Origin of the sequence: Georgenia sp. Z1491 (assembly GCF_049856175.1) — a bacterium.
Taxonomy (GTDB): Bacteria; Actinomycetota; Actinomycetes; order Actinomycetales; family Actinomycetaceae; genus JB111.
On sequence record NZ_JBNDNA010000013.1, the window covers coordinates 16,739 to 40,266 of the forward strand.

At 73.1% G+C, this 23,528-nt stretch carries 20 protein-coding genes; 9 read left to right on the forward strand and 11 right to left on the reverse strand.

Annotated elements, in window-relative coordinates; genetic code table 11:
- Nucleotides 1-152: 152 nt before the first annotated feature.
- Entirely contained in the window at nucleotides 153-1,841 is a 1,689-nt protein-coding gene (locus ACPYO4_RS12935) for a DNA polymerase Y family protein (protein ID WP_425709659.1), read from the reverse strand.
- Nucleotides 1,838-2,761 carry a hypothetical protein gene (locus tag ACPYO4_RS12940; protein WP_425709660.1) on the reverse strand — a complete coding sequence of 308 codons (924 nt, stop codon included), beginning with the start codon at nucleotides 2,759-2,761 and terminating at the stop codon, nucleotides 1,838-1,840. The genes ACPYO4_RS12935 and ACPYO4_RS12940 overlap by 4 nt, the downstream gene beginning before the upstream one ends.
- A gap of 190 nt (nucleotides 2,762-2,951) precedes the next feature.
- Here ACPYO4_RS12940 and ACPYO4_RS12945 point away from each other — a divergent pair, with 190 nt between their 5' ends.
- The 5 genes from ACPYO4_RS12945 to ACPYO4_RS12965 all read left to right on the forward strand — a co-directional run bounded on the left by ACPYO4_RS12945 (nucleotide 2,952) and on the right by ACPYO4_RS12965 (nucleotide 7,006).
- On the forward strand, nucleotides 2,952-3,479 hold the full coding sequence (locus tag ACPYO4_RS12945) for a YbhB/YbcL family Raf kinase inhibitor-like protein (protein ID WP_425709661.1): 528 nt from the start codon (nucleotides 2,952-2,954) through the stop codon (nucleotides 3,477-3,479).
- 190 nt (nucleotides 3,480-3,669) lie between these two features.
- Entirely contained in the window at nucleotides 3,670-4,083 is a 414-nt protein-coding gene (locus tag ACPYO4_RS12950) for a tRNA (cytidine(34)-2'-O)-methyltransferase (protein ID WP_425709728.1), read from the forward strand.
- Between the two features lie 229 nt (nucleotides 4,084-4,312).
- Nucleotides 4,313-6,232: a DUF222 domain-containing protein gene (locus tag ACPYO4_RS12955; protein WP_425709662.1), complete on the forward strand. Its 1,920-nt coding sequence runs from the start codon at nucleotides 4,313-4,315 to the stop codon at nucleotides 6,230-6,232.
- Between the two features lie 106 nt (nucleotides 6,233-6,338).
- On the forward strand, nucleotides 6,339-6,611 hold the full coding sequence (locus ACPYO4_RS12960) for a type II toxin-antitoxin system Phd/YefM family antitoxin (RefSeq protein ID WP_425709663.1): 273 nt from the start codon (nucleotides 6,339-6,341) through the stop codon (nucleotides 6,609-6,611).
- Nucleotides 6,608-7,006 carry a type II toxin-antitoxin system VapC family toxin gene (locus tag ACPYO4_RS12965; protein ID WP_425709664.1) on the forward strand — a complete coding sequence of 133 codons (399 nt, stop codon included), beginning with the start codon at nucleotides 6,608-6,610 and terminating at the stop codon, nucleotides 7,004-7,006. The genes ACPYO4_RS12960 and ACPYO4_RS12965 overlap by 4 nt, the downstream gene beginning before the upstream one ends.
- Before the next feature lie 90 nt (nucleotides 7,007-7,096).
- Here ACPYO4_RS12965 and ACPYO4_RS12970 read toward each other — a convergent pair whose 3' ends face one another.
- The gene (locus ACPYO4_RS12970; protein ID WP_425709665.1) at nucleotides 7,097-7,942 is read right to left on the reverse strand and encodes a TrmH family RNA methyltransferase; all 846 of its coding nucleotides are present in this window, start codon (nucleotides 7,940-7,942) and stop codon (nucleotides 7,097-7,099) included.
- A 76-nt stretch (nucleotides 7,943-8,018) separates the two neighbouring features.
- Nucleotides 8,019-8,300 carry a DUF6457 domain-containing protein gene (locus tag ACPYO4_RS12975; protein ID WP_425709666.1) on the reverse strand — a complete coding sequence of 94 codons (282 nt, stop codon included), beginning with the start codon at nucleotides 8,298-8,300 and terminating at the stop codon, nucleotides 8,019-8,021.
- A gap of 126 nt (nucleotides 8,301-8,426) precedes the next feature.
- Here ACPYO4_RS12975 and fdhD point away from each other — a divergent pair, with 126 nt between their 5' ends.
- Together fdhD and ACPYO4_RS12985 are read left to right on the forward strand one after the other, a co-directional pair.
- Nucleotides 8,427-9,398, forward strand: coding sequence for a formate dehydrogenase accessory sulfurtransferase FdhD (fdhD, locus tag ACPYO4_RS12980; RefSeq protein ID WP_425709667.1), 972 nt, complete (start codon nucleotides 8,427-8,429; stop codon nucleotides 9,396-9,398).
- A gap of 3 nt (nucleotides 9,399-9,401) precedes the next feature.
- Nucleotides 9,402-11,726 (forward strand): FdhF/YdeP family oxidoreductase, encoded by a 2,325-nt coding sequence (locus ACPYO4_RS12985; protein WP_425709668.1) that lies wholly within the window; start codon nucleotides 9,402-9,404, stop codon nucleotides 11,724-11,726.
- 93 nt (nucleotides 11,727-11,819) lie between these two features.
- Here the strand turns inward: ACPYO4_RS12985 and ACPYO4_RS12990 are convergent, their stop codons facing one another.
- The 7 genes from ACPYO4_RS12990 to glgA all read right to left on the reverse strand — a co-directional run bounded on the left by ACPYO4_RS12990 (nucleotide 11,820) and on the right by glgA (nucleotide 20,977).
- A complete protein-coding gene (locus tag ACPYO4_RS12990) occupies nucleotides 11,820-12,860 on the reverse strand; it encodes an LLM class flavin-dependent oxidoreductase (protein WP_425709669.1) in 1,041 nt (346 codons plus the stop codon).
- A 56-nt stretch (nucleotides 12,861-12,916) separates the two neighbouring features.
- Nucleotides 12,917-14,857 carry an ABC transporter ATP-binding protein gene (locus ACPYO4_RS12995; protein WP_425709670.1) on the reverse strand — a complete coding sequence of 647 codons (1,941 nt, stop codon included), beginning with the start codon at nucleotides 14,855-14,857 and terminating at the stop codon, nucleotides 12,917-12,919.
- A complete protein-coding gene (locus ACPYO4_RS13000) occupies nucleotides 14,854-16,593 on the reverse strand; it encodes an ABC transporter ATP-binding protein (RefSeq protein WP_425709671.1) in 1,740 nt (579 codons plus the stop codon). Before ACPYO4_RS13000 ends, ACPYO4_RS12995 begins: the two co-directional genes overlap by 4 nt.
- A 177-nt stretch (nucleotides 16,594-16,770) precedes the next feature.
- Nucleotides 16,771-18,084 (reverse strand): SPFH domain-containing protein, encoded by a 1,314-nt coding sequence (locus ACPYO4_RS13005; protein WP_425709729.1) that lies wholly within the window; start codon nucleotides 18,082-18,084, stop codon nucleotides 16,771-16,773.
- Nucleotides 18,085-18,141: 57 nt separating this feature from the next.
- Nucleotides 18,142-18,681: an NfeD family protein gene (locus ACPYO4_RS13010; protein WP_425709672.1), complete on the reverse strand. Its 540-nt coding sequence runs from the start codon at nucleotides 18,679-18,681 to the stop codon at nucleotides 18,142-18,144.
- 160 nt (nucleotides 18,682-18,841) lie between these two features.
- Nucleotides 18,842-19,627 carry an ABC transporter ATP-binding protein gene (locus ACPYO4_RS13015; protein WP_425709673.1) on the reverse strand — a complete coding sequence of 262 codons (786 nt, stop codon included), beginning with the start codon at nucleotides 19,625-19,627 and terminating at the stop codon, nucleotides 18,842-18,844.
- 123 nt (nucleotides 19,628-19,750) lie between these two features.
- On the reverse strand, nucleotides 19,751-20,977 hold the full coding sequence (gene glgA / locus ACPYO4_RS13020; protein ID WP_425709674.1) for a glycogen synthase: 1,227 nt from the start codon (nucleotides 20,975-20,977) through the stop codon (nucleotides 19,751-19,753).
- A gap of 252 nt (nucleotides 20,978-21,229) precedes the next feature.
- On the opposite strand from glgA, the gene glgC reads away from it, so the two are divergent.
- Together glgC and serB are read left to right on the forward strand one after the other, a co-directional pair.
- Entirely contained in the window at nucleotides 21,230-22,471 is a 1,242-nt protein-coding gene (glgC, locus tag ACPYO4_RS13025) for a glucose-1-phosphate adenylyltransferase (RefSeq protein ID WP_425709675.1), read from the forward strand.
- Nucleotides 22,468-23,490, forward strand: a complete 1,023-nt coding sequence (gene serB, locus ACPYO4_RS13030) for a phosphoserine phosphatase SerB (RefSeq protein WP_425709676.1) — start codon at nucleotides 22,468-22,470, stop codon at nucleotides 23,488-23,490. The genes glgC and serB overlap by 4 nt, the downstream gene beginning before the upstream one ends.
- Nucleotides 23,491-23,528: the final 38 nt, after the last annotated feature.

Sequence of the window (23,528 nt, forward strand, 5' to 3'; positions counted from 1 at the left end):
CACCACCACCTCACCGGCTCTGCACCGAGCCGCGTGCTCCGTCGTCTCCCTGGCGACCCGGCACGGACCTGCAGACGGCACCGCCCGGTCCGACCCTCGTCACGGCGGAGGATATCTCCGCCTCTCCCTGGCGCGCCGCGCGCCCGTGGGGCTCAGTCGTAGACGGCGTCGAGCAGCCAGCCGGCGGAGGTCCCCACGAGGAGCACGGCCTGGGGCTCGTCGCCGACGAGCCGGGCCTGCAGGTAGACGCGATCACGGTCGGTGACGTCCCCGGCGCCGGCCGCCCCGTGCCCGGGCCTGGCCCACCAGCGCTCGACGACGGGCCACGGCCCGGCCCAGCCGGCGATCCGGCGCGGCTCGTCGGTCAGCAGCACCTGCGCAGGGTCGGCGCTGAGCAGGCCCCGCGCGCCGATGCGGACGTCCGCGCCGTCGGCGTCGAGGAGGCGCACCGGGCGGGGCTCGTCGAGCACGGTCGCGGGCCACGGGTCCGGCGTGGCCCCGGGCCAGGGGGCGTCCGGGCGGCGCAGGGGCGAGGCGTCGTCGCCCCACGCGACGAGCCGCGTGGTCGAGCGGGGGTCGCGGCCGCCCTGGAGGACGGGGACGAGGACGGCCTCGGGGCCGAGCAGCCCCTGGACGCGCAGGGCGGCGCGCTCGGCCTGGAGGCGGCCGCGCCGCCCGGGCCCCCACAGCACGTCCTGCAGCGCGCCGGCCGGGGTGACCTCCTGGGCGACGAGCGAGAGCCGGTTGAGCGGCGCCGAGGGTGGGCGGCCCGAGCGGCCCGAGAGCCAGCCCTCGAGCTGCCAACGCACCCGGTCGGTGAGCTCGGCGGCGGTCGGCGGTCCGTCGAGCCCCCACGTGCGGATGAGCTCGGCGCCGTCCTCGGTACGGGCGCGGACCTCGAGGCGACGGCACACGACGCCGCGGCGCCGCATCCGTTCGGCGAGGTCCTCGGCGAGGGCGCGGGCGGCGAAGGCGGCGACGTCGCTGCGTTCGGCGGGCGGGTCGAGGACGGTCGACGCCGTGACGTCCTCCAGCGGCCGACGCGCGGCGGGCGGCCGGGCGTCGAGCCCGCGGGCGAGGCGGTGGGCGGTCAGGCCGACGGGGCCGAAGCGGGCGGAGACGTCGGCGGCGTCCAGGGCGGCGAGCGCCCCGAGGGTGCGCAGGCCGAGGCGGCGCAGGACGTCGACGAGCTCGGCGGTGGCCCGGGAGGCCGGCGCGCTCGTGGCGGCGTAGGCGAGGACGCCGACGTCCTGGGCGGCGAGGAACTCCAGCGTGACCCGCTCGCCGGGGCCGACGGCGACCCCGGCCCGGGCAGCGAGGGTGGCCGCGAGCGTGCCGTCGGCGAGCCCGACCTGGCACTCGGCACCGGTGTCCTGCGCGACGGCGGAGACCAGCCGCTCGGCGAGCACCTCCTCGCCGCCGGCGTGCCGCACCGGCCCGCGGGCGGGGAAGGTGAGCAGCCCAGGGCGCAGCACCTCGACGAAGGCGACGACGTCCTCGACGGACTGCGCGACCGGCTCGAAGGCCCGGGCGTCGCGGACGGGGTCGGCGGCGATCAGGGTGATCCCGGGGCAGATCTGCTGGGCGCTGCGCCGCCGCATCCCGCGGCGCACCCCGGCGCGCCGCGCGGCCACGGACGTGACGACGACGGCGCGCTGGTCGTGGATGCCCACGGCGTCGCCGACGCCGACGAGCCCCTCGGTCACGGCGGCGGCCACCGGCCAGTCCGGCACCCACAGCACGACCCGCCGCACGGCCGGCGGTGCGACGTCCGGCTCGGCCTCCTCCCGGGCCGAGAGGTCGAGCATCGCCTCCGTGGGCGCGATGGTCCCGGTCCTCACGCGCCCACCGCCCGCAACGCGGCCGTACCGGCGACCTGGCGCCCGCCGTCCCGCACGTCGTCGCCCACAGCGCCTCGTGTCCCGTCGGCACGCGCCCCGCCGCGGACGCCCGCGTCCCCGGGCAGCGCGGAGACGCCGTCCGCCCCGAGCAGCACCCGCACGGAGCCGCCCGCGGCCGCACCGCGCCGGCCGTCGATCGACACGTCGACCTCCTGGGCGGTGAGCATCCCGCGCCCCGGGGCGAGCCCCTGCCAGGTCCGGCCGTGGACGGACAGCACGGCGTCAGCCCCCTCCCAGGCGTGCGCGGTCAGCAGCACGGAGCCGCGCAGCCTGAGCCGGGACAGCAGCGAGCGCCGGTCCCGGGGCGCCATCGCCGTGCAGCGGCCCACCAGGAGCACCTCGACGCCGTCGACGAGCGCGCCGAGCACCGCCGGCGCCCCGGGCCCCGGGTCTGGGACGACGACGACCCGGTCCAGCGGCAGCCCGGCGGCCGCGGCGGCGCGCCACCCGACGTCGGGCATCGCCGTGAGCGCGGCCCAGCCCTCCTGCCCGCACGCCGCCCCGGCGAGCGCCAGCAGGAGCGCGGCGGAGCCCGTCACGCGGGTGACCGTGCCGCGCGGCAGGCCCGCGGGCAGCAGGGGCGCGAGCGCCGCGGGCACGGGCAGGTGCTCGGCGTCGCCCGACGTCGTCGCCCGGGCCCGCTCCGGCAGCGACTCCTCCGCCCGGGCCCGCCCCGGCGCGGCCGGCCGGTCGGCGACGAGGTGCGCCCCGCCGTCGGGAACGTTCCCACCCGGGTGAGCACCGCCGTCGGGTGCCTCGGAGCCGCCGACCACCCGCAGGCGCGTGCGCAGGCCGGTCGCGGTCTCGGCGCGGACGAGAGCGGCCCGCGCCGCCGCGAGCCGGTCCACCTGCTCCGTCATCGCGCACCCCTTCCGCTCCCCACGATCGGCCCGCTCGCCGAACGTCTGTTCGAACACGATGCTAGGACGCGGCACCGACACCGCACCAGGGGGCCGCGTCTCGCATGCGCGTCGCTGGCCCCCTGCCCGCTCCGCTCCCCCTAGGTTGGAGGTGCGCCTCGACGCGCGGCCCCGGAGGGAAAGGACCGTCATGAACCTCGACCGCCCGCTCGCCCAGCACCCCTACGACAAGCTGCCCGCAGTGCCCGACTTCACGGTGACGTCCACCGACGTCACCGACGGGCAGCCGATGGACGCCCGGTTCGCCGGCGGGGGCGAGAACGTGTCGCCGCACCTGGCATGGTCCGGCTTCCCCGCCGAGACCCGCAGCTTCGTCGTCAGCTGCTTCGACCCGGACGCACCGACGCCGTCGGGGTTCTGGCACTGGACTGTGGTCGACCTCGACAGCTCGGTGACCGAGCTGCCCGCCGGGTCCGGCGAGTCCGACCTCATGCTGCCCGGCGCCGCGTTCCACGTCCGGCACGACGGCGGCGAGCAGTCCTACTTCGGCCCTCAGCCGCCCGAGGGTGACCGGCCGCACCGGTACGTCTTCGCGGTGCACGCCCTCGACGTCGACACCCTCGAGGTGGAGGAGGACACCACGCCGACGGCCGTGTCGTTCCAGGCGGTGTTCCACACGATCGCCCGAGGCCTGATCACGCCGACGTTCCAGCGCTGAGGCGCGCGGCAGGGCTGAGACCAGCGGGGCAGCGCCGAGGCCCGCGAGGCCCGGCCGCACACATTCTCCGACGACGATGCCTGGCGGGTCCGCCCTGCCGGGCGTCGTCGCGTGCTGCGAGGATGCACCGGTGCTGCACGTCGTCCTCGTCCACCCGCTCATCCCGCCGAACACGGGCAACGCCATCCGCATGACGGCCGGCGTCGGCGCCCGCCTCCACCTCGTGGAGCCGCTCGGCTTCGAGCTGACCGACGCGCACCTGCGCCGGGCCGGGCTCGACTACCACGACCTCGCCGACACCCGGGTGCATGCGGACGTCGAGGCGTGCTTCGTGGCGCTCGACGACGCCGGCGCCGGGTCGGTCTGGGCGATGACGGGCCGCGGCGAGCTCGGCCTGGGCGAGGTGCGGTTCGGCCCCGACGACGCGCTGATGTTCGGCACCGAGACCACCGGCCTGCCCGACGAGGTCCTCACCCACCCGGGGGTGACGGGACGCGTGCGCATCCCCATGCGGCCGGGCGTCAGGTCGATGAACCTGTCCAACTCGGCCGCCGTCGCCACGTACGAGGCGTGGCGGCAGCTCGGCTATCCCGGGGGCGCCTGACGCCGGTGCCGGCCGAGGCGAGAGCGATCCTCATCTCGATGTGGTCTCGTCCCAGGCGAGGGTCCAGCCGTGCAGCCCCGTCACGGGATCGGCGAACCGCCCTGTCGCAATCGGCGGGGGCTCGCCCACCCTCTCCCCGATGCCGGAAACACGTCCCCACACCTCTTGTGCTCGAACACCAGTTCGACTATGCTGAGGTTCACAGCGCTTCGAGGGGGTGAGAGCAATGATGCCGACGACCACTGACATCGAGCAGATCGACGTCCACAGGCTCTCCGACGCGCTCGACGACTGGTACGAAGTGCAGGCCCTGCGGGACTGGGCCGCGGAGGATCCGCTTGCCGGCGAGGACCTCGACCAGATGACCCTGAGCGAGGCCGACCTGCGCAGCTGGATGACAGAGTCCCTCGTCCCCGACACGGAGCACGAGCCGTTCGATACCACCGGGGTCGACACGGCCGTGACGATCGACCCGGCCGCGCGTCCTGGCACCGCGCCGACCGACAGCACGACTCCGGTCCTTGGCACGACCTCCCTCGCCGACAGCGCCGCCGCGGGCACCGAGCCGGACCCGGTGGGCGTGCTGGCGCAGGTGGTCGCAGCGTGTGAGGCGGTCACGGGCACGGACTGGCACACCCTGCCGGGAAGCCGTGTGCACGAGGCACATCAGCTGCTCGAACAGGTCGAGCGCAAGCTCGGGGCCGCCAGGGCCGGCGTGCTGACCGCGGCCGAGGCCAACGGCCTGTGGGCCATCGAGGGGTGGCGGACCTTCACGGCCTTCGTCCGGCACACCACCGGCACCACGAACCATGCGGCAGGCAAGGAGGTGGCCCGCTCCCGCGCGCTGCGTGACCACCTCCCTCGCACCCGCACCGCGCTGGGCGAGAGCCTCATCGGCATCGAGCACGTCAACGTGCTGCTCCGCCACGCCCTGCGCACGACGACGCTCACGGCTCAGCTCCTCGACGACGAGATCGGAGAGGAGTTCCTCCTCGCACAGGCACAGGTCATGACCGCCGACGAGTTCAACAAGGTCGTCACCGCCTGGGCCACGATGGCCGACCCCGACGCCGCTGATCGCGCCTGGCGCCAGGCCGACGCCAAGGAAGAGCTCACCATCGCCCCCACCATGGACGGCTACCACGTCCACGGCTGGCTCGACGAGCTCTCCGGCCGCATCGTCGACGAGGCACTCACCGCCCACATGGGCACCAAGGCCGCCGACGACACCCGCACCCCCGCCCAGCGACGCGCCTCCGCCCTGGTCTCCCTGGCCCACCAGTCCCTCGACACCGGCCTGCAGGGCGCCCACGCCCGCGTCCGACCCCACCTCACCGTCACGGTCGACATCACTACGCTCCGCGCCCTGGCCGCAGCCACCGGCTCCGTCGTCCCACCGGACGCCGTCGCGCCGGCCGACAGCAGCACGGGCAGGAGCCGGCTGCCGGGCGCAGAACAGGTCATCGACATCCCGACGGGCCCCAGCACCGACCCCAGCCCGGTCGCCGGACCGTCGGACTCCCGGTACCCGCCCGACTCCGACCGCGCGGCACTCCGAAGGCCCGGGGGACCCCGCGAACCCGGTACCAGCCCCACCCTCGTCGACCTCTCCGACGAGGCTCAGAACTGGCTCGACGGCTGGACCCCTGGCGACGACCACGTCATCTCCACCGCCATCGACCACCAGGTGATGACCGGCGCGACCCCGGCGACCCTGGACGACGGCACCCCCATCCCGCCCGCGATGCTCGCCCGTCTGGCCTGCGACAGCGCACTGTCCCGGGTGATCTTCGGACCCGACTCCACCGTCTTGGACGTCGGTCGAGAGCAACGCATCTTCCCCGCGAACATGACCCGAGCCATCCACGCCCGCGACCACCACTGCCAGTTCCCGGCATGCGGCGAGCCACCCGGCTTCGGCGAGATCCACCACTCCCTGCAGTGGGCCCGCGACAACGGTCCCACCAGCGTCGAGCACGGCATCCTCCTGTGCTGGCACCACCATGACCTCGTCCACGCGCGCTCGATTAGCATCACCCGGCGATCCGGCGAATGGCAGTTCCACGACCGCAACGGCCGACGCATCCACGCACCAAGGACCGTGTCAGCCATCGCCGCCGGCCCAGACCCCATCGATCACGAAGGCTGAGGGAGCGGCGGGCTCGGCGAAGCCCACAGGACCGCGATCACGGGGACGCTCCCCAGGGATCGTCGGATCCATGGTCTACATGTAGAACAACGGCTACTCTGGAGCGATGAACGAGCGCACCGTCAGCATCCGGGAGCTCAATCAGCACGCGGGCAAGGTCGTGCGGTCCGTCGCGCGCACCGGCCCCGTCAAGGTGACCGACCACGGCACGGTCGTCGCCATGCTCGTACCGCCACCGGACGAGCGCTCCCCGCTGGAGCGCCTGCTCGCCGAGGGGCGGGTGGAGCCCCCTGCAGCCGACCTTCCCGACCTCCCGACCCCGAAGCGGCACGACACGTCGGCGGCGCAGCTGGTCGATGACTCGCGCGCTGAGCGATGACGGTGATCTACGTCGACACATCCTCCGCTCTGAAGCTCTTGCTCGAGGAGGAGGGCACCGACCGGGTCCAGCAGTTGTTCGGCGCGGCTAAGCACGGGCGCAGCGTTCTGGCCTCGTCACGCCTCCTGCGCACGGAGATGCACCGCATCGCCTTCCGTGAGTCGATTCCCCTGCCCTCGGTGACGAGGGTTCTCGCATACGTCCATCTCGTCGACGTCACGCGAGCGATCCTCGACTCGGCCGGCGAGCTGCCCTTCCACCTGCGGACCCTGGACGCCATCCACCTGGCGACGGCCGCCACGCTCAGCTCCGATGATGACGAGGTCCAGCTGCTGACCGACGACTCCAGGATGCGCGACGTGGGGCAGGCCATGGGCATCGGCACTGTGCCGTAGGTCGCCGGGCCACCGAGTCGCAGGTTCAGGGCGTCGTCGCGACAAAGACGTGCTCGCGCGCAGTCACCGAGTCGATGCGATCTCGGCAGCTCACCGCACCCGCGTCGACCAGAACAGCACCGCCGAGCTCGCGGCCACGTTGAGCGAGTCCACGCCGCCGCTCATCGGGATGACCACCTCGAGGTCGACGGCACGCAACGTGGCCGGCTTGAGGCCATGCCCCTCCGAGCCCAGGACGATGGCGAGCCGCTCCGGCGGGTCCGCGGCGACGTCGTCGAGTGGGACCGACCGTTCCGACAACGACGCGGCGGCCACGGTGAAGCCCGCCGCGCGCAACGCGTCCACGCCGCCGGGCCCGTGCGGCCACGACGTCAGCCGCGTCCACGGCACCTGGAAGATCGTCCCCATCGAGACCCGCACGGCCCGCCGGTAGAGCGGGTCGGCGCAGCTGGGGGTGACGAGCACGGCGTCGACGCCGAGGGCCGCCGCGCTGCGCACGATCGCCCCGACGTTGGTGTGGTCGACGATGTCCTCGAGCACCGCGACCCGCCGCGGCGCCGGACGGTCCGCGGGCGCGAGGACCTCGTCCAGCGGCAGCGGCACCGGACGGTGCATGGCCGCGATCGCCCCGCGGTGCAGGCGGAAGCCGACGATCTCGCGCAGCACCGCCTCCTCGGCGACGAACACCGGGACCTCTCCCCCGTCGCCGGCGCCGGTGGCGCGCTCGAGGACGGGCGCGAGGTCGTCGAGCCACCGCGGCGCCGTCAGCAGGGACCGCGGGCGGTGCCCGGCCTCGAGCGCGCGGGTGATGACGTTCGTGGACTCCGCCATGTAGAGCCCCGCGGGCTCCTCGGTCCGCACGCGCAGCGCGACGTCGGTGAGGTCGCGGTAGTCGGTCAGGCGCGGGTCGGCGAGGTCGGTGACGGTGAGGAGCACTGACACATTCTCCGACGCCGGCGCCCGCTCGCGTCGTCCGTGCCCGCGGGCGCGGGGTCGGCCTGGTCACGCCCCGCTACGGTTGCTGCTCGCGCGCCCTGCCGAACGCGGCGGCACGCTCGGTGAGCCTGCCGACGAGAGGTTCGACGACGGCAGGGTCGCCCGAGCGCCCTGCCGCCAGGCCGAGCAGGAAGGCAGTGAGCGGCGCGGCGGGCCGTGCGACGTCGTGGGCGACGTCCCGCGTCAGGTCGAGCACCACGTCGATGTCGACGTCGTCCGGGTCGAGCCCGAGCTCGTCGGCGGCCTCGACGAGCCACTCGTCGAGGATCTCCGGAGGCAACCGCTTCGTTCCGGACACGCGTTCCTCCTTCGTACGCCCTGGCCCGACTGGCTGGTCCCGGAGCGTATCGCTGCGCGAGGCCCCACCGGCCCACACCCGAGCGGTCGCATTGTCCCGACCGAGCTTCGGTGCTATCCAGGGTCGATGTCCCGGATCGCCGCCCGCCGCCGCATCACCCGCCTGACCGCGGGCGGACCGGCACGCCGGCGGGAGGACCACCTCGCCGTCGAGGAACCGCTGGAGATCCGCGTGTCCGGCACCTCCCTGGCCGTCACGATGCGCACCCCGGGACACGACGTCGAGCTCGCCGCGGGCTTCCTCCTCTCCGAGGGCGTCATCCACCACGCCGAGCACTTCGCGGGCAGCATCCACTGTGCGTCGGACGGCGAGCCGAACACCTACAACATCCTCGACGTCACCCTCGCCCCGGACGTCCCCGCGCCCAACCCGAGCCTGGAACGCAACTTATACACGACGTCGTCGTGCGGGCTGTGCGGGAAGGCGAGCATCGACGCGGTACGCACCCAGAGCCGGTTCACCGTCGACGACGACCCGCTCACCCTCGACGCATCCCGCCTCATCACGTTCCCGGACCTCCTGCGCGAGAAGCAGGCGGTGTTCGACCGCACCGGCGGGCTGCACGCCGCGGGGCTGTTCGACGGCGCGACCGGCGAGCTGCTCGTCCTGCGCGAGGACGTCGGCCGCCACAACGCGGTCGACAAGGTCATGGGCTGGGCCCTCCTGCAGGGCCTCATCCCCGGCAGAGGACTCGTCCTCATGGTCTCGGGCCGGGCGAGCTTCGAGCTCACGCAGAAGGCCCTGATGGCGGGCGCCCCCGTGCTCGCGGCCGTCTCGGCCCCCTCCTCGCTCGCGGCCGAGCTCGCCGAGGAGGCCGGCCTGACGTTGGTCGGCTTCCTGCGCGGCGACTCGATGGTCGTCTACGCCCGGCCGGACCGGATCACGAACGACCCCGTGGCCGAACCCCAGGCCGAACCCGTGGCCGAACCCCTGGCCGAGTCCGCCGACGACGAACCGGAGCCCCCTGCCCGGACGGCGGTATCGTCGGGAACCAGCGTTGTCGAGCCTCAGCGCTCGAGCATGAGACAAGGTGGTTGAGCAATGACGCCGAAGGCACCGATCGAGGACTTCTCCGACGCCGACCTGGAGATCTCCGAGCCGAAGGACTTCGCGGCGGGGTTCGACGGCGTCCGGCACTCGATGGAGCCGGCGATCCGCACCATGGGACCTGCCCGCACGGCCCGGCTCATGGCGGCGATCAACCACAAGGACGGCTTCGACTGCATGAGCTGCGCGTGGCCGGACCCCGCGCACCGCAAGGTCGCCGAGTTCTGCGAGAACGGCGCCAAGGCCGTGACGTGGGAGGCGACGCCGCTGACGGTGCCGAGGTCGTTCTTCGCGAACAACTCCCTGACGTCGCTCGAGGACAAGACCGAGTACTGGCTCGGCATGCAGGGCCGACTCACCGAGCCGTACTACAAGGCGGCGGACTCCGACCACTACGCGCCGATCACCTGGGAGCGGGCCTACGGGATCGTCGCGGACCACCTGCGTGCGCTGGACGACCCGAACGAGGCCGCCTTCTACACCTCCGGCCGCGCCTCGAACGAGGCCGCGTTCGCCTACCAGCTCTTCGCCCGCGCGTTCGGCACGAACAACATGCCGGACTGCTCGAACATGTGCCACGAGTCCACCGGCACGGCCATGACGTACTCGGTGGGGATCGGCAAGTCGACCGTGCACTACGACGACTTCGCCGAGTCCGACCTCATCATCATCATGGGGCAGAACCCGGGGACCAACCATCCCCGGATGCTCACGGCCCTGCAGGAGGCCAAGGAGAACGGGGCGCAGGTCGTCGCGATCAACCCGCTGCCCGAGGCCGGCCTCATCGGCTACAAGGACCCGCAGCGGGTGCGCGGCTACCTCGGCAAGGCGACGAAGATCGCCGACCAGTTCCTGCAGATCCGGTCGGGCGGCGACATGGCGCTCATGCAGGCCGTCGCCAAACGCGTCCTCGCGGCAGAGGCCGCAGCGCCCGGGACGGTCCTCGACCACCACTTCATCGACACGTACTGCGACGGCTTCACGTCCTTCGCCGAGCACATCGCGAGCGTGGACGACCTCGAGGTCGAGCGGGTCACGGGGCTCTCCGCCGAGGAGATCGACGAGCTCGCCGACCGCTACATCGCCGCGGACAAGGTCATCATCGCGTGGGCCATGGGCATCACCCAGCACCGCCAGGGCGTCGCCACGATCCAGGAGATGATCAACCTTCTGCTGCTGCGCGGCAACATCGGCAGGCCCGGCGCGGGCGCCTCCCCCATCCGAGGGCACTCCAACGTGCAGGGCGACCGCACGATGGGCGTCGCCGAGAAGATGCCGGAGTCGTTCCTCAAGGCCCTCGGCGACGAGTTCGGCTTCGAGGCGCCGCGCGAGCACGGGGTCGACGCCGTCAACGGCATCCGTGCGCTCGACCAGGGGAGGATCAAGGTCTGGATGGCGCTCGGCGGCAACCTGCTCGGCGCCATCTCGGACACGAATCTCGCCGAGTCGGCCATGCGCAGGACCCGCCTGAGCGTCCAGCTGTCCACGAAGCTCAACCGCAGCCACGTCATCACCGGCGACGAGGCACTCATCCTGCCGGTCCTCGGACGCACGGAGGTCGACCTGCAGGCCACCGGTCCGCAGTACGTCACGGTCGAGGACTCGGTCTGTGCCGTGCACGCCTCGCACGGCAAGATCCCACCCATCTCCGACGACGTGCGCTCCGAGGTGGCGATCGTCGTCGGCATCGCGCACGCCACCATCGGTGACCGTCACGACATCGACTGGCTCGCCATGATCGACGACTACGACGTCATCCGCGACCACATCGCCCGGGTCGTGCCCGGCTGCGCCGACTACAACGCCAGGACCCGCAGCCGCGACGGCTTCGTGCTCCCCCACGGGCCGCGCGACGAACGGCGGTTCGACACGGCCACCGGCAAGGCACGCATCACGGTCAACACGTTCGAGCCGATCGAGTGCCCGCCGGACCGGCTCATCCTGCAGACCGTCCGCTCGCACGACCAGTTCAACACGACGATCTACAGCCTGAACGACCGCTACCGCGGCATCAAGAAGGGGCGGTCGGTCATCTTCGTGCACCCGGACGACCTCGCCGAGCTCGGACTGGCCGACGGCCAGATCGTCGACATCTTCAGCGAGTGGCCCGGCCAGCCCGACCGCGTCCTGCGGGGCTTCCGGACCGTCGCCTACCCGACGGCGCGGGGCTGCGCCGCCGCCTACTTCCCCGAGGCCAACGCGCTCGTGCCGCTGGACTCCGTGGCGCTCGGCAGCAACACCCCCGTGTCGAAGGCGATCATCATCCGCATGGAGCCGTCCAGCACCCCGGTCGGGGTCGGCCGCCCCGTCACCGTCTGACCGCCGGCGACGTCGACCCACCACGATCGACGTCGACGCGCCGAGGTCGCACGGGATCCGTCGATCTCGGCGAGGGTGTCCCGCGGCCGGCGCTCAGGCCGCGGCTGCGGCGTCCAGCCCCCACGCCTCGGCGAGCATCCGCATCGAGCGCAGGCGTACCTCGGGGTCGTACGCGTAGGTGACGGTGATGATCTCGTCGGCTCCCGTGGCCTCCGCGATGCCGTCGAGCTTCTCGAGCACCTGGTCGGGGGTACCGATCGCGGAGACGGCCTGCATGTTCGACGTCGCGTCGAGGACGCGCTGCGGCACCACGCTCGTGATGTCGTCGACCGGCGGCTGGAGCAGCTCGCGGGCGCCGGTGACGATCCCGGCGGCCATCATCTGGTGCGTCGTGAAGATCCGCTGCGCCTCGGCCTCGGTGTCCGCGACGACGACGTTGACGCCCACCATGAGACGCGGGGCGTCGATCTGCGCGGTCGGGGCCTCGGTGGAGAACTGGGCGCGGTAGACGCCGACGGCCTCGGCGAGCGCCTGGGGCGCGAAGTGGGAGGCGAACGAGAACGGCAGACCGAGCTGGCCGGCGATCGAGGCGCCGTTGAGGGAGGAGCCGAGCACCCAGATCGGCACCTCGGTACCGCCGGCGGGGACGGCGCGGACCCGGGAGCTGGGAGCCGTGTTCGCCTCGGAGAAGTAGCCGCGCAGGGCGAGGATCTCGCGGGCGAATGACTGCGGGTCCGCCTCGCCGCGGCGCAGGAGCGAGGCCGTCAGCTGGTCGGTGCCCGGAGCACGGCCCAGGCCGAGGTCGACGCGGCCCGGCGCCACCTGGGCCACCGTGCCGATCTGCTCCGCGACCGACAGCGGCGGGTGGTTCGGGAGCATGACGCCGCCGGAGCCGATGCGGATGCGGCTCGTGCGCTGGGCGGCGAGCGCCATGAGGACCATGGTGGCCGAGGACAGGAACGTGGCCGTGTTGTGGTGCTCGGCGAACCAGTACCGCGAGTAACCGAGCCGGTCGGCCTCCTCGGCGGCGCGCATGGCGTTCTCGACCGCCTGCGCCGGCGAGGACCCCTCCGGACGGCCGACGAGCTCGAGGACGGACAGATCGGGACGCTGCGCGGCGGAATCGGTGCTCACTGTCGGGACAGCGCGATCACTCCGCGAGGTATTCCCCCGCGACTACCCCTCGCCCGTTACTCCCCCGCGTCCTGCCCCACCTCGTTGACGTCCCCGACCATGGCGCCGACGAACTGGGACCGGTAGAGCCGGAAGTACGGTCCCTCGGCGGCGAGCAGCTCCTCGTGGGTGCCCTGCTCGACGATCGCCCCCTTGTCCATGACGAGGATGACGTCGGCGTCGCGGATGGTGGAGAGCCGGTGGGCGATGACGAACGCGGTACGTCCCTCGCGCAGCCGGCTCATCGCCTCCTGGACGAGCACCTCGGTGCGGGTGTCGACCGAGCTCGTCGCCTCGTCGAGGACGAGGATCGCGGGGTCGGCGAGGAACGCGCGCGCGATGGTGATGAGCTGCCGCTCCCCCGCGGACACGCCTCCGCCGTCCTCCTCGATGAGGGTCTCGTAGCCGTCGGGCAGGGAGTGGACGAACCGCTCCACCCCCGCCGCCTCGCCGGCCGCCTCGATCTCCTCGCGCGTCGCGCCGTCGCGGCCGTAGGCGATGTTCTCGGCGACGGTCCCCTCGAACAGCCACGTGTCCTGCAGGACCATGCCGATGTGGCTGCGCAGGTGGTCGCGGGTCATCTCGCGGGTGTCGATGCCGTCGACGAGGATCCGTCCGCCGCGCACCTCGTAGAAGCGCATGAGCAGGTTGACGAGCGTCGTCTTGCCCGCACCCGTGTGCCCGACGATCGCGACCGTCTGCCCCGGCCTCGCCCGCAGCTCGAGGCCGGTGATGAGCGGCACGTCGTCAACGTAGCGGAAGTCGACGTCCTCGAAGTGCACGTCGCCGCGCACGTCGCTCACCCGCCTGGGGTCCCGGTGATCGGGCTCCATCTCAGCGGCGTCGAGCAGCTCGAAGACCCGCTCCGCCGATGCCCCGCCGGACTGGACGAGCGCGGCCATGCCGGCGAGCTGCCCGATGGGCTGCCCGAACTGGCGCGAGTAGGTGACGAAGGCCTGGACCTCACCGATGGTGACCCCGCCCTGCGAGACGCGCAGGACGCCGAACACCGCCACGAGGACGTAGGAGATGTTCGAGACGAACTGCATGAGCGGCATCATCGTGCCGGACAGGAACTGGGAGCGGTCGGCGGCGGCGACGAGCCGGTCGTTCTGCTCGACGAACCGCGTGCCGAACTCGTCCTCCGCGCCGAAGGCCTGGACGAGCTGGTGTCCGCTGAAGGCCTCCTCGACGGTGCCGCCGACCTCGCCCGTGGCCGTCCAGTTCGCCACGTGGTGGGGCTGCGCCCGCTTGGCGACGATCCCCATGATGACGGCCGAGACGGGCACGGTGACGACGGCGACGATCGCGAGGCGCCAGTCGATCCACACCATCATCGCGAGCACGCCGACGATCGTCAGCACGGACGTGATGAGCTGGGACAGCGTCTGGTTGAGGGCCTGCGTGATGTTGTCGATGTCGTTCGTCAGCCGGGAGAGCAGGTCGCCCCTCGAGCGGTGGTCGAGCTCGGCGAGCGGCATGGCGTCGACCTTGGCCTGCACCTTGGCGCGCAGCCGGACGCCGACCCGCTGGACGACGACGTTGAGGATGAGCATGTTCGCGGCCATCGCCATGGCACCGCCGGCGAACACGCCCAGCGCGATCCCGAGCGAGCGGGCCAGCTCGGTGCGGTCGAGGCCGGCTCCGGGCTCGAGGCCGGGCATGGCGGCGAGCATGTCGGCCATCTCGTCCTGCCCGAACGACCGCAGGCCGGCGATGGCCTGGTCGAGGGTCACTCCCTCGGGGACGAGCCGGCTCGCGAAGCCCTCGACGACGACGTCGGTCGCCTCACCCAGGTAGCGCGGGCCGAGCACGGAGAGGGTGACGGAGACGATGCCGAGCAGCACGACCGCGACCAGGGCGAGCCGCTCGGGTCGCATCTCGGCGAGGAGCCGCCGGATCGTGGCGCCGAAGTTCGCGGGCCTCTCCCCGGGCATCGGCCGGTCCTGCCGGCTCATGCCGCCTCCTCCGCCGAGATCTGGGACAGCACGATCTCGCGGTAGGTCTCGCTGGCCCCCATCAGCTCCTCGTGCGTGCCCCGGCCGACGACGCGACCGGCGTCGAGGACCACGATCTGGTCGGCGTCCCGGACGGTGGAGACGCGCTGGGCGACGACGAGCACCGTCGCTCCCGTCGTCATCTGCGGCAGCGCGGCGCGCAGGCGGGCGTCGGTCGCCATGTCGAGGGCGGAGAAGGCGTCGTCGAAGACGTAGATCTCACCGCCGTGGACCAGGGCTCGGGCGATCGCCAGGCGCTGGCGCTGGCCGCCGGAGAAGTTCTGCCCGCCCGGCTCGACGGCGGAGTCGAGGCCGTCGTCGAGGTCCGAGACGAACTCCGCCGCCTGCGCGACCTCGAGTGCCTGCCACAGCCTTTCCTCAGGCACCTCGCCCGAGCCGAGCGAGAGCGTCGACCGCACGGTCCCGCCGAACAGGTAGGCCTGCTGCGGGACCAGCGCGATGCGCGAGCGCACGTCCGGCAGGGCGGCGGCGCGGACGTCGACGCCGCCGATCCGCACCGAGCCCGAGGAGACGTCGAGCAGCCGGGGCAGCAGGTTGACGAGCGTCGTCTTGCCGGACCCGGTGGAGCCGACGACCGCCGTCGTCGTGCCCGGCTCGAGGGTGAGGGAGATCCGGTCGAGGACCGGCTCGTCCGCGCCGGGGTAGCCGAAGGTCACGTCGACGAGATCGACGCGGCGCCCCTCCGCGCGGTCGCCGATCGGCTCGGGCTGCGCCGGCGGGGCGATCGCGGGGGCGATGTCGAGGACCTCGACGATGCGCCGGGCGCAGACCGCGGCGCGCGGCACCATCATCAGCAGCATCACCGAGAACATCACGGACATGAAGATGAACATCAGGTAGCTGAGGAAGGCGACGATCGAGCCGATCTCCATCTGGTTCGCGTCGACGCGCAGGCCGCCGAACCAGACGACGAGCACCTGGCCGCCCATGATGAGCAGCTGCACCAGCGGGAAGGTGATCCCGAAGATCACGCCGATGCGCCGCTGCGTGCCGGCGAGCTCGTTCGAGGCGACGTCGAACGTGGCCCGCTGCGTGCCCTGCCGGGTGAAGGCCCGGATGACGCGGACGCCGGAGACCTGCTCGCGCATGAGGCGGTTGATGCGGTCGATGCGCTTCTGCACGACCTCGAACATCGGCCGGGCGAGCAGGATCGCGCCGAGCATGACGAGCAGCAGCGCCGGTACGGCGGCGACGATGAGCCACGACAGCGGCGGGTCCTCGCGGACCGCCATGACGATGCCGCCGACCATCATCATCGGCGACATGACGAGGAACATCGAGCCCATGAGGGTGAGCATCTGGACCTGGAGGACGTCGTTGGTCGACCTGGTCACCAGCGACGGCGCGCCCACGGTGGACACCTCGGCCACCGAGAGTCGCTGGACCTTGGCGAAGACCGACCGGCGGATCGCGCCGCCCGCGCGGGCCGCCATGCGGGCGGCGAGGAACGCGGTCGTGATCTGGGCGGCCATCTGGATCGCCGAGATGCCGAGCATGACGAGCCCGATGCGGATCACGGCGCCGGAGTCGGCCGCCAGCAGCCCGTCGTTGATGACGTCCGCCGTGAGGCTGGGCAGCATCATCGCGGCCAGCGTCGAGACGAGCTGGAGCAGGAGGATCGCGCCGAGCGTGCGGGCGTGCGGACGTAGGTAGTACCTCAGGAGGCGCAGGAGCACCCGGACATCCTGGCACTGCACCGACCGCTCGTCGTCATCGGTGCGCAGCGACCGGCCGTGCGCGCAGCGGGCAGCCGCCACGAACGACGCCGGCCCCGGCAGCGCGGGGGCTGCCGGGGCCGGCGGTCGGTCGGTACCGCGAGGGCTCCGTCGTCAGGGAGCCTGGCGGGCCGTGGGTCAGGCCCGCGACGGCGGCTGGCCGCCCGGGTTCCAGGCGCGCGTGGTGCCGGCCGGGCCCTGCCCGTGGGCGGGGCCACCCGTCGCGGGGCCGCCGGTCGCGGGCCCACCCGTGGGCGCACCACCCGCGGGCGCACCGGGCGCACCGGTCGTCGGACCACCCGGCGCCGCACCGCCCACCGGCGGAGCGCCGGCGTCGCCCGCGGCCCGGGACCGGGTCGCCCGGCGACCGCCGATGCCGGGCTCCTCGCTGACCTCGCTCTCGGCGCTCGCCACGTCGGCGCGCGCCTCGCGCAGCGCCTCCTGCGGGTCCTGCAGGCTCGGCGCGTCGAACGCGGTCGACGGCGGCGGGGTCGACGTCGAGGGCCCGCTCTCCGCGCTGTCGCCGTCGCCGCGCCGCGGGGGACGCGGCGGCGTCGGGGCGCGGAACGACCCGCCGCCGCTGCCGCCCTCGGGGCCGAAGGCGCTCGCGAGGGAGGCCATCGCACCGGTGACCTCGGCGGGGATGAACCACATCTTGTTCGACTGCGTCTTCGCGATCTCCGGCAGCGTCTGGAGGTACTGGTAGGACAGCACCTTGTCGTCGGCGTCGGCGGAGTGGATGGCCTGGAAGACCTCGTGGATCGCGCGGGACTCACCCTGGGCCCGCAGGACGGCGGACTGCGCCTCACCCTCGGCCCGCAGGATCTGGGACTGCTTCTCACCCTCGGCGGTGAGGATCGCGGACTGCTTGACACCCTCGGCGGTGAGGATCGCGGCGCGGCGGTCGCGCTCGGCGCGCATCTGCTGCTCCATCGCGCCCTGGACGGACTGGGGCGGGTCGATCGCCTTGAGCTCGACGCGGTTGACGCGGATGCCCCAGCGGCCGGTCGCCTCGTCGAGCACGCCGCGCAGCCGGCTGTTGATCTGGTCGCGCGAGGTCAGCGTCTGCTCGAGGTCCATCGAACCGATGACGTTGCGCAGCGTGGTGACGGTCAGCTGCTCGATACCGGTGATGTAGTTCGCGATCTCGTAGACGGCCGCGCCCGGCTCGGTCACCTGGAAGTAGATGACGGTGTCGATCGAGACCACGAGGTTGTCCGACGTGATCACGGGCTGCGGCGCGAACGAGACCACCTGCTCGCGCAGGTCCACCCGGGCGCGCACCTTGTCGAAGAACGGGATGAGGACGTGGAACCCGGCGAACATCGTCGAGTGGTACTTGCCCAGCCGCTCGACGATGAGGGCGCCGGCCTGCGGGACGATGACGACCGCCTTGCTGAGGATCACCACCACCGCGATGACGATGACGCCGAGGATGATCCACTCGGTGATGCTGTCCACGTATCTCTCCTGTGTCGTGGGAACGACGGCCGCGGCCGGCCGACGGGTCTAGTAGCCGGGGGCGGGCCCGGGCCGGTACGTGGGTGGCACCTGGTCACCCGGTCCGAAGCCGGCGTTCCAGGGTCGCGCCGGCGGCGCGGTGCCGTAGGGGTCGCCGACGACGTCGAGCGGCGCGACGACGGCGAACGCCCCGTCGATCTCCACGACCCGCACGTCCTCGTCGGCCGGGCGGGGCAGGACGTCGGGGGCGGTGCGGGCCGACCACACCTCGCCGTGGAGCTTGACGCGACCCTCCCGGTCGGTGACCTCGGTGAGCGTGTGCGCGATCTGTCCGACCAGGCCGCGGATGTTCATCGGCGTGTCGGGCGTGGAGCGCGCGAGCATCTCCTTGACCCAGGGGCGCACCACGAAGAGCAGCGTGAGCGCGACGAGACCGGCGACGACCGCCTGCACCCAGATCGGGGCGCCGGTGAGCGCGACGAGCGTGCCGGCGGCGGCGCCGCCGGCCAGCATGAGGAAGATGAGGTCGACGGTGAGCATCTCGACGATGCCGAGCGCGATCGCCGTGACCAGCCAGATCCACCACATGGTCCGACCTCCTCCCTGTAGGTACGGCCAGTCTACCGGTGCGACGTCCGCGCCACGGGGGCAGATCTGACCCGGACGGAACGGGTCCGGGGCAGCCGGCGGTGCGAGCCGCTGCCGGCGGGTCCGAGGCCGCGGGCTGGTCGGGCCGCCGCGGACGGTGCTAGACGCTGCGGCGGGAGTGGTAGCGCCCCTCGTCGACGGTGAGGGTGAGCGGCATGCGGTAGAGCGAGGAGATCGCCTCGGCCGTGAGGACCTCCTCGATGGGACCGGCCGAGACGGCCCGCCCCTCGTCCATGAGCATCGCGTGGGTGAAGCCGGGCGGGATCTCCTCGAGGTGGTGGGTCACGAGGATCATCACCGGGCCTCGCGGGTCGCGCGCGAGCCGCGCGAGCGAGGCGACGAGGTCCTCGCGACCACCGAGGTCCATGCCGGCGGCGGGCTCGTCGAGGACGAGCACCTCGGGGTCCGGCATGAGCGCACGGGCGATCTGGACGCGCTTGCGCTCGCCCGTGGACAGCGTCCCGAACGTGCGGTCGCGCAGGTCCTTCATGCCGACGTAGCTGAGCAGGGCGCGGGCCCGGCCGGTGTCGAGCTGCTCGTAGCTCTCGCGCCACCGCCCCTGGATGCCGTAGGCGCCGGTGAGCACGACGTCGAGCACGGTCTCCGACGCGTACACGCGCCGCTCGCCCGCCGAGGAGGCGAACCCGACGACCTGGCGGAGCTCGGCGACGTCGACGCGCCCGAGGCGCTCACCGATGACGTCGACCGTGCCGGTGGTCGGGAAGACCTGGCCGACCAGCAGCGAGACGAGCGTCGTCTTGCCGGCGCCGTTGGGTCCGACGATCACCCAGCGCTGACCGTCGTCGACCGACCAGTCGACCCCCTTGAGGAGCTCGGCCTGCCCGCGGCGCACACGGACGTCGGACAGCGTCAGGACATCACCCATGGCACCCAGCGTAGGTCGCCGCCGTCGGGCGGGCGGCCCGACCCGCCCGGCCGCTCGGCCTCGCGAGGCTGCCGGCGGGCGCCCACGGCGTCGCCGCCCGGCCGGACCCCCGCCGCGGCCCGGCTACCGCCCGGCGAGGACCTGCTCGTACACGGCGATCGTGCGCTCGGCGACGGCGCTCCAGGCGAAGTGCTCCTCGACCCGGCGCCGGGCGGCGACACCCTGGGCGCGCGCCCGCCCGGGGTCGGTCGCCAGATCGGTCAGCGCCGCGGCCAGGTCGGCGTGGAACCGCTCGGGGTCCGTCGGCGTGCCCGTGCCGTCCTGCAGCTGGTCGATGGGCACGAGCGTGCCGGTCTCGCCGTCGACGATGACGTCCGGGATGCCGCCGGTGGCGGACCCGACGACCGGCAGGCCGACCGCCATGGCCTCGAGGTTGACGATGCCGAGCGGCTCGTACACGGACGGGCAGACGAAGACGTCGCAGGCGGCCAGGACGGCGACGAGCTGCTCGCGCGGCAGCATCTCCTCGATCCACACGATGCCGGTGCGACGCTGCGCGAGCTCGGCGACGGCGCCGGAGACCTCGGCGGCGATCTCCTTGGTGTCCGGGGCGCCGGCGCACAGGACGACCTGCACCTCCTCCGGGAGCCGCTCGACGGCGGCCAGGAGGTGCGGCAGGCCCTTCTGCCGGGTGATCCGACCGACGAAGACGACGGCGGGCCGGTCCGGGTCGATGCCGTGGCGCTCGCGGGCAGCGGCGATCGCGGCCTCGCCGTCGGGGCCGGTGGGGCGGGCCCACTCGTCGAGGTCGATGCCGTTGTGCACCACGTGGACCTTGCCCGGGTCCACGCCCGGGTACGCGCGCAGGATGTCCTCCCGCATACCGTTCGAGACCGCGACGACGCCCGCCGCGCCCTCGTAGGCGGTGCGCTCGGCCCAGCTCGACAGCGCGTACCCGCCGCCGAGCTGCTCGGCCTTCCACGGGCGCATGGGCTCCAACGAGTGCGCGGACAGCACGTGCGGCACCCCGTTGAGCAGCCCGCCCAGGTGCCCGGCGAGGTTCGCGTACCAGGTGTGGGAGTGCACGAGGTCGGTACCGGCGAGCCGGTCGGCGATCTGCAGGTCCACGCCGAAGGTGCGCAGCGCGGCGTTCGCGCCCTCAAGCTCGGGCAGCTCGCCGTAGCCGGTGACGGGCACGCCGCCGGGTCCGTCCTCGCTGCGGGGGCCGTCGAACGCGTGGACCCGCACGTCGATGCGCGGGCGCAGGACGCGGGCCAGCTCCGAGACGTGCACGCCCGCGCCGCCGTAGATGTGCGGCGGGTACTCGCGGGTGATCAGGTCGACTCTCACGGTGGGCCTCCTCGTTGCGGCACGATCGGGGCGCGCGTCCGCGCACGGCCCCACTCTGCCGACAACGCCAAGCCACGGCAACGCACCACGTCGTGCGGGCCAGGGGCCGCGCCACCGGGCCGCCCGAGGTGCGCCCGAGGTGCGCCCGACCGGGGTGCGCGACCCCGACCGTCGAGGTCCGCGTGCCGGACGATCGCGCTCCGCCCGTCGGACCGCGTGCTCGGGATCACAGGTACCGCCTAGGCTGAGCCCATGGCATCCCCACGCGTGCTCGCGATCGTCCTGGCCGGCGGCGAGGGTAAGCGGCTCATGCCGCTCACCGCGGACCGGGCCAAGCCGGCCGTCCCCTTCGGGGGCACCTACCGGCTCATCGACTTCGCGCTGTCGAACATCGTCAACTCCGGGTACCTGAAGATCGTGGTGCTCACGCAGTACAAGTCGCACTCGCTCGACCGCCACATCACCCAGACCTGGCGCATGTCGAACCTGCTCGGGAACTACGTGGCGCCGGTACCCGCCCAGCAGCGCAAGGGCAAGAACTGGTTCCTCGGCTCCGCCGACGCGATCTACCAGTCGCTCAACCTCATCGACGACGAGCGGGCGGACATCGTGGTGGTGGTCGGTGCCGACAACATCTACCGCATGGACTTCTCCCAGATGGTCGACCAGCACATCGAGTCCGGGTTCCCGCTCACGGTGGCCGGGATCCGGCAGCCGCTGTCGCTGTCCGACCAGTTCGGCGTCATCCAGGCCTCGGCCGACGACCCGCACAAGATCGAGAGCTTCCTCGAGAAGCCGAAGGACGCCGAGGGCCTGCCCGACGCGCCCGACCAGATCCTCGCGTCGATGGGCAACTACGTGATGGACGCCGACGCCCTGCGCCAGGCCGTCATCGCCGACGCGGACGACTCCGGGTCGAACCACGACATGGGCGGCAACATCGTGCCGAGCTTCGTCGCCGAGGGCCGGGCGGGGCTGTACGACTTCACGTTCAACGAGGTCCCCGGGGCCAGCGACCGGGACAAGGCGTACTGGCGCGACGTCGGAACCGTGGACGCGTTCTACGAGGCCAACATGGACCTCATCTCCGTGGTCCCGGTGTTCAACCTCTACAACGATCAGTGGCCCCTGCACACCGGCTACCACGGGCTCGCCCCGGCGAAGTTCGTCTACGGGCACCAGGAGCGCCTGGGCCACGCGCTCGACTCGATCATCTCCCCCGGCGTCATCATCTCCGGCGGCGAGGTCGTCGGCTCGATCCTCTCCCCCGGCGTCCGGGTGAACTCGTGGTCCTCGGTGCGGGACTCCGTCCTCTTCGACGGCGTCCAGGTCGGCCGCAACGCCACGGTGAACAAGGCGATCCTCGACAAGAACGTCGTCGTCGAGCAGGGCGCAACCATCGGCGTCGACCACGAGCACGATCGTGCGCGCGGCTACACCATCACCCCGGGGGGCATCACCGTCGTCCCCAAGGGGATGACGGTCACGAGGTGACGGCGGGCCCCTCGTCGGCCGGCCTGCGGCCGGTTCCGACCGTCCCCGCCGGGGGCGGCACGGCGCTGCGCGTCACGCTCGTCTCCCCGCGGCCCGTGCCGGTCTCGCTCGTCACGCACGTCGGTGACCTGCTCGCCGGCCGGTCCGACGACGTCGCGGCCGCCCACGGCACGCTCGGCCCGCTGCGCACCGTCGGCTGGGCGCTGCGCCTGCCCGGCTCCTCGGGTGCGGAGACGGCCCCCGACGACGCACCCATGCCCCTCACCCGCACGGCCAGGGAGCTGCGCGACGAGATCCGCGGCCCGGCGACCGCGCTCGGCGTCGACGTCGCGGTGACCACCGGCGAGCTGGCCGAGCTCGGCCCCGGGCTGATCCTCACCGACGTCGACTCCACGCTGTTCGCGGGCGAGGTCATCGAGCTCGTCGCGGCGCACGCCGGGGTCGAGGACGAGGTCGCGGCCGTCACGGAGCGCGCGATGCGCGGCGAGCTCGACTTCCGCGCCTCCCTCGAGGAGCGCGTGGCCCTCGTCGCCGGCCTCGACGCCGCGGCGGTGCTCGACGCGGTCCGGGCGGCGGTCGAGCTCTCCCCCGGCGCCGCCGACATGTTCCTGCGCGCCCGGGACGCCGGGGTGCCGACCGGCGTGGTCTCGGGCGGGTTCGTCGAGATCGTCGCGCCCACGGTCGAGCCGCTCGGCACGCGGTTCGTCGCGGCCAACACGTTCGAGGTCGCGGGCGACGGCCGGCTCACCGGCCGGACCGTCGGCGAGGTGGTCGACCGGGCCGCCAAGGCCGACCGCGCCAGGCGGTGGGCGGGCGAGGTGGGCGTCCCGATGGCGCGGGTCCTCGCCGTCGGGGACGGCGCGAACGATCTCGACCTGCTCGGTGCGGCCGGCCTGGGCGTCGGGTACGGGGGCCGCCCGGTGGTCCGGGAGAACGCCGACGCGTTCATCACGGGCGACCGCCTCGACACCGCCCTCGCGCTCACCGGCGTGGCGGACGAGGCAGCCGGCGAGGAGTAGCGACCCGCAAGGAGCGACGACCGGCTCCAGGGCCTCCG

What these genes read in the sequence shown, in the direction of transcription:
- fdhD (WP_425709667.1), top strand. Translation starts at nt 8,427, where the DNA reads ATGTCCCGGATCGCCGCCCGCCGCCGCATCACCCGCCTGACCGCGGGC.
- ACPYO4_RS12995 (WP_425709670.1), bottom strand. Translation starts at nt 14,857, where the DNA reads ATGAGCCGGCAGGACCGGCCGATGCCCGGGGAGAGGCCCGCGAACTTC.
- ACPYO4_RS13010 (WP_425709672.1), bottom strand. Translation starts at nt 18,681, where the DNA reads ATGTGGTGGATCTGGCTGGTCACGGCGATCGCGCTCGGCATCGTCGAG.
- ACPYO4_RS12950 (WP_425709728.1), top strand. Translation starts at nt 3,670, where the DNA reads ATGACGGCCGGCGTCGGCGCCCGCCTCCACCTCGTGGAGCCGCTCGGC.
- ACPYO4_RS12960 (WP_425709663.1), top strand. Translation starts at nt 6,339, where the DNA reads ATGAACGAGCGCACCGTCAGCATCCGGGAGCTCAATCAGCACGCGGGC.
- ACPYO4_RS12940 (WP_425709660.1), bottom strand. Translation starts at nt 2,761, where the DNA reads ATGACGGAGCAGGTGGACCGGCTCGCGGCGGCGCGGGCCGCTCTCGTC.
- glgC (WP_425709675.1), top strand. Translation starts at nt 21,230, where the DNA reads ATGGCATCCCCACGCGTGCTCGCGATCGTCCTGGCCGGCGGCGAGGGT.
- ACPYO4_RS12985 (WP_425709668.1), top strand. Translation starts at nt 9,402, where the DNA reads ATGACGCCGAAGGCACCGATCGAGGACTTCTCCGACGCCGACCTGGAG.
- ACPYO4_RS12965 (WP_425709664.1), top strand. Translation starts at nt 6,608, where the DNA reads ATGACGGTGATCTACGTCGACACATCCTCCGCTCTGAAGCTCTTGCTC.
- ACPYO4_RS12945 (WP_425709661.1), top strand. Translation starts at nt 2,952, where the DNA reads ATGAACCTCGACCGCCCGCTCGCCCAGCACCCCTACGACAAGCTGCCC.
- ACPYO4_RS13015 (WP_425709673.1), bottom strand. Translation starts at nt 19,627, where the DNA reads ATGGGTGATGTCCTGACGCTGTCCGACGTCCGTGTGCGCCGCGGGCAG.
- ACPYO4_RS12955 (WP_425709662.1), top strand. Translation starts at nt 4,313, where the DNA reads ATGCCGACGACCACTGACATCGAGCAGATCGACGTCCACAGGCTCTCC.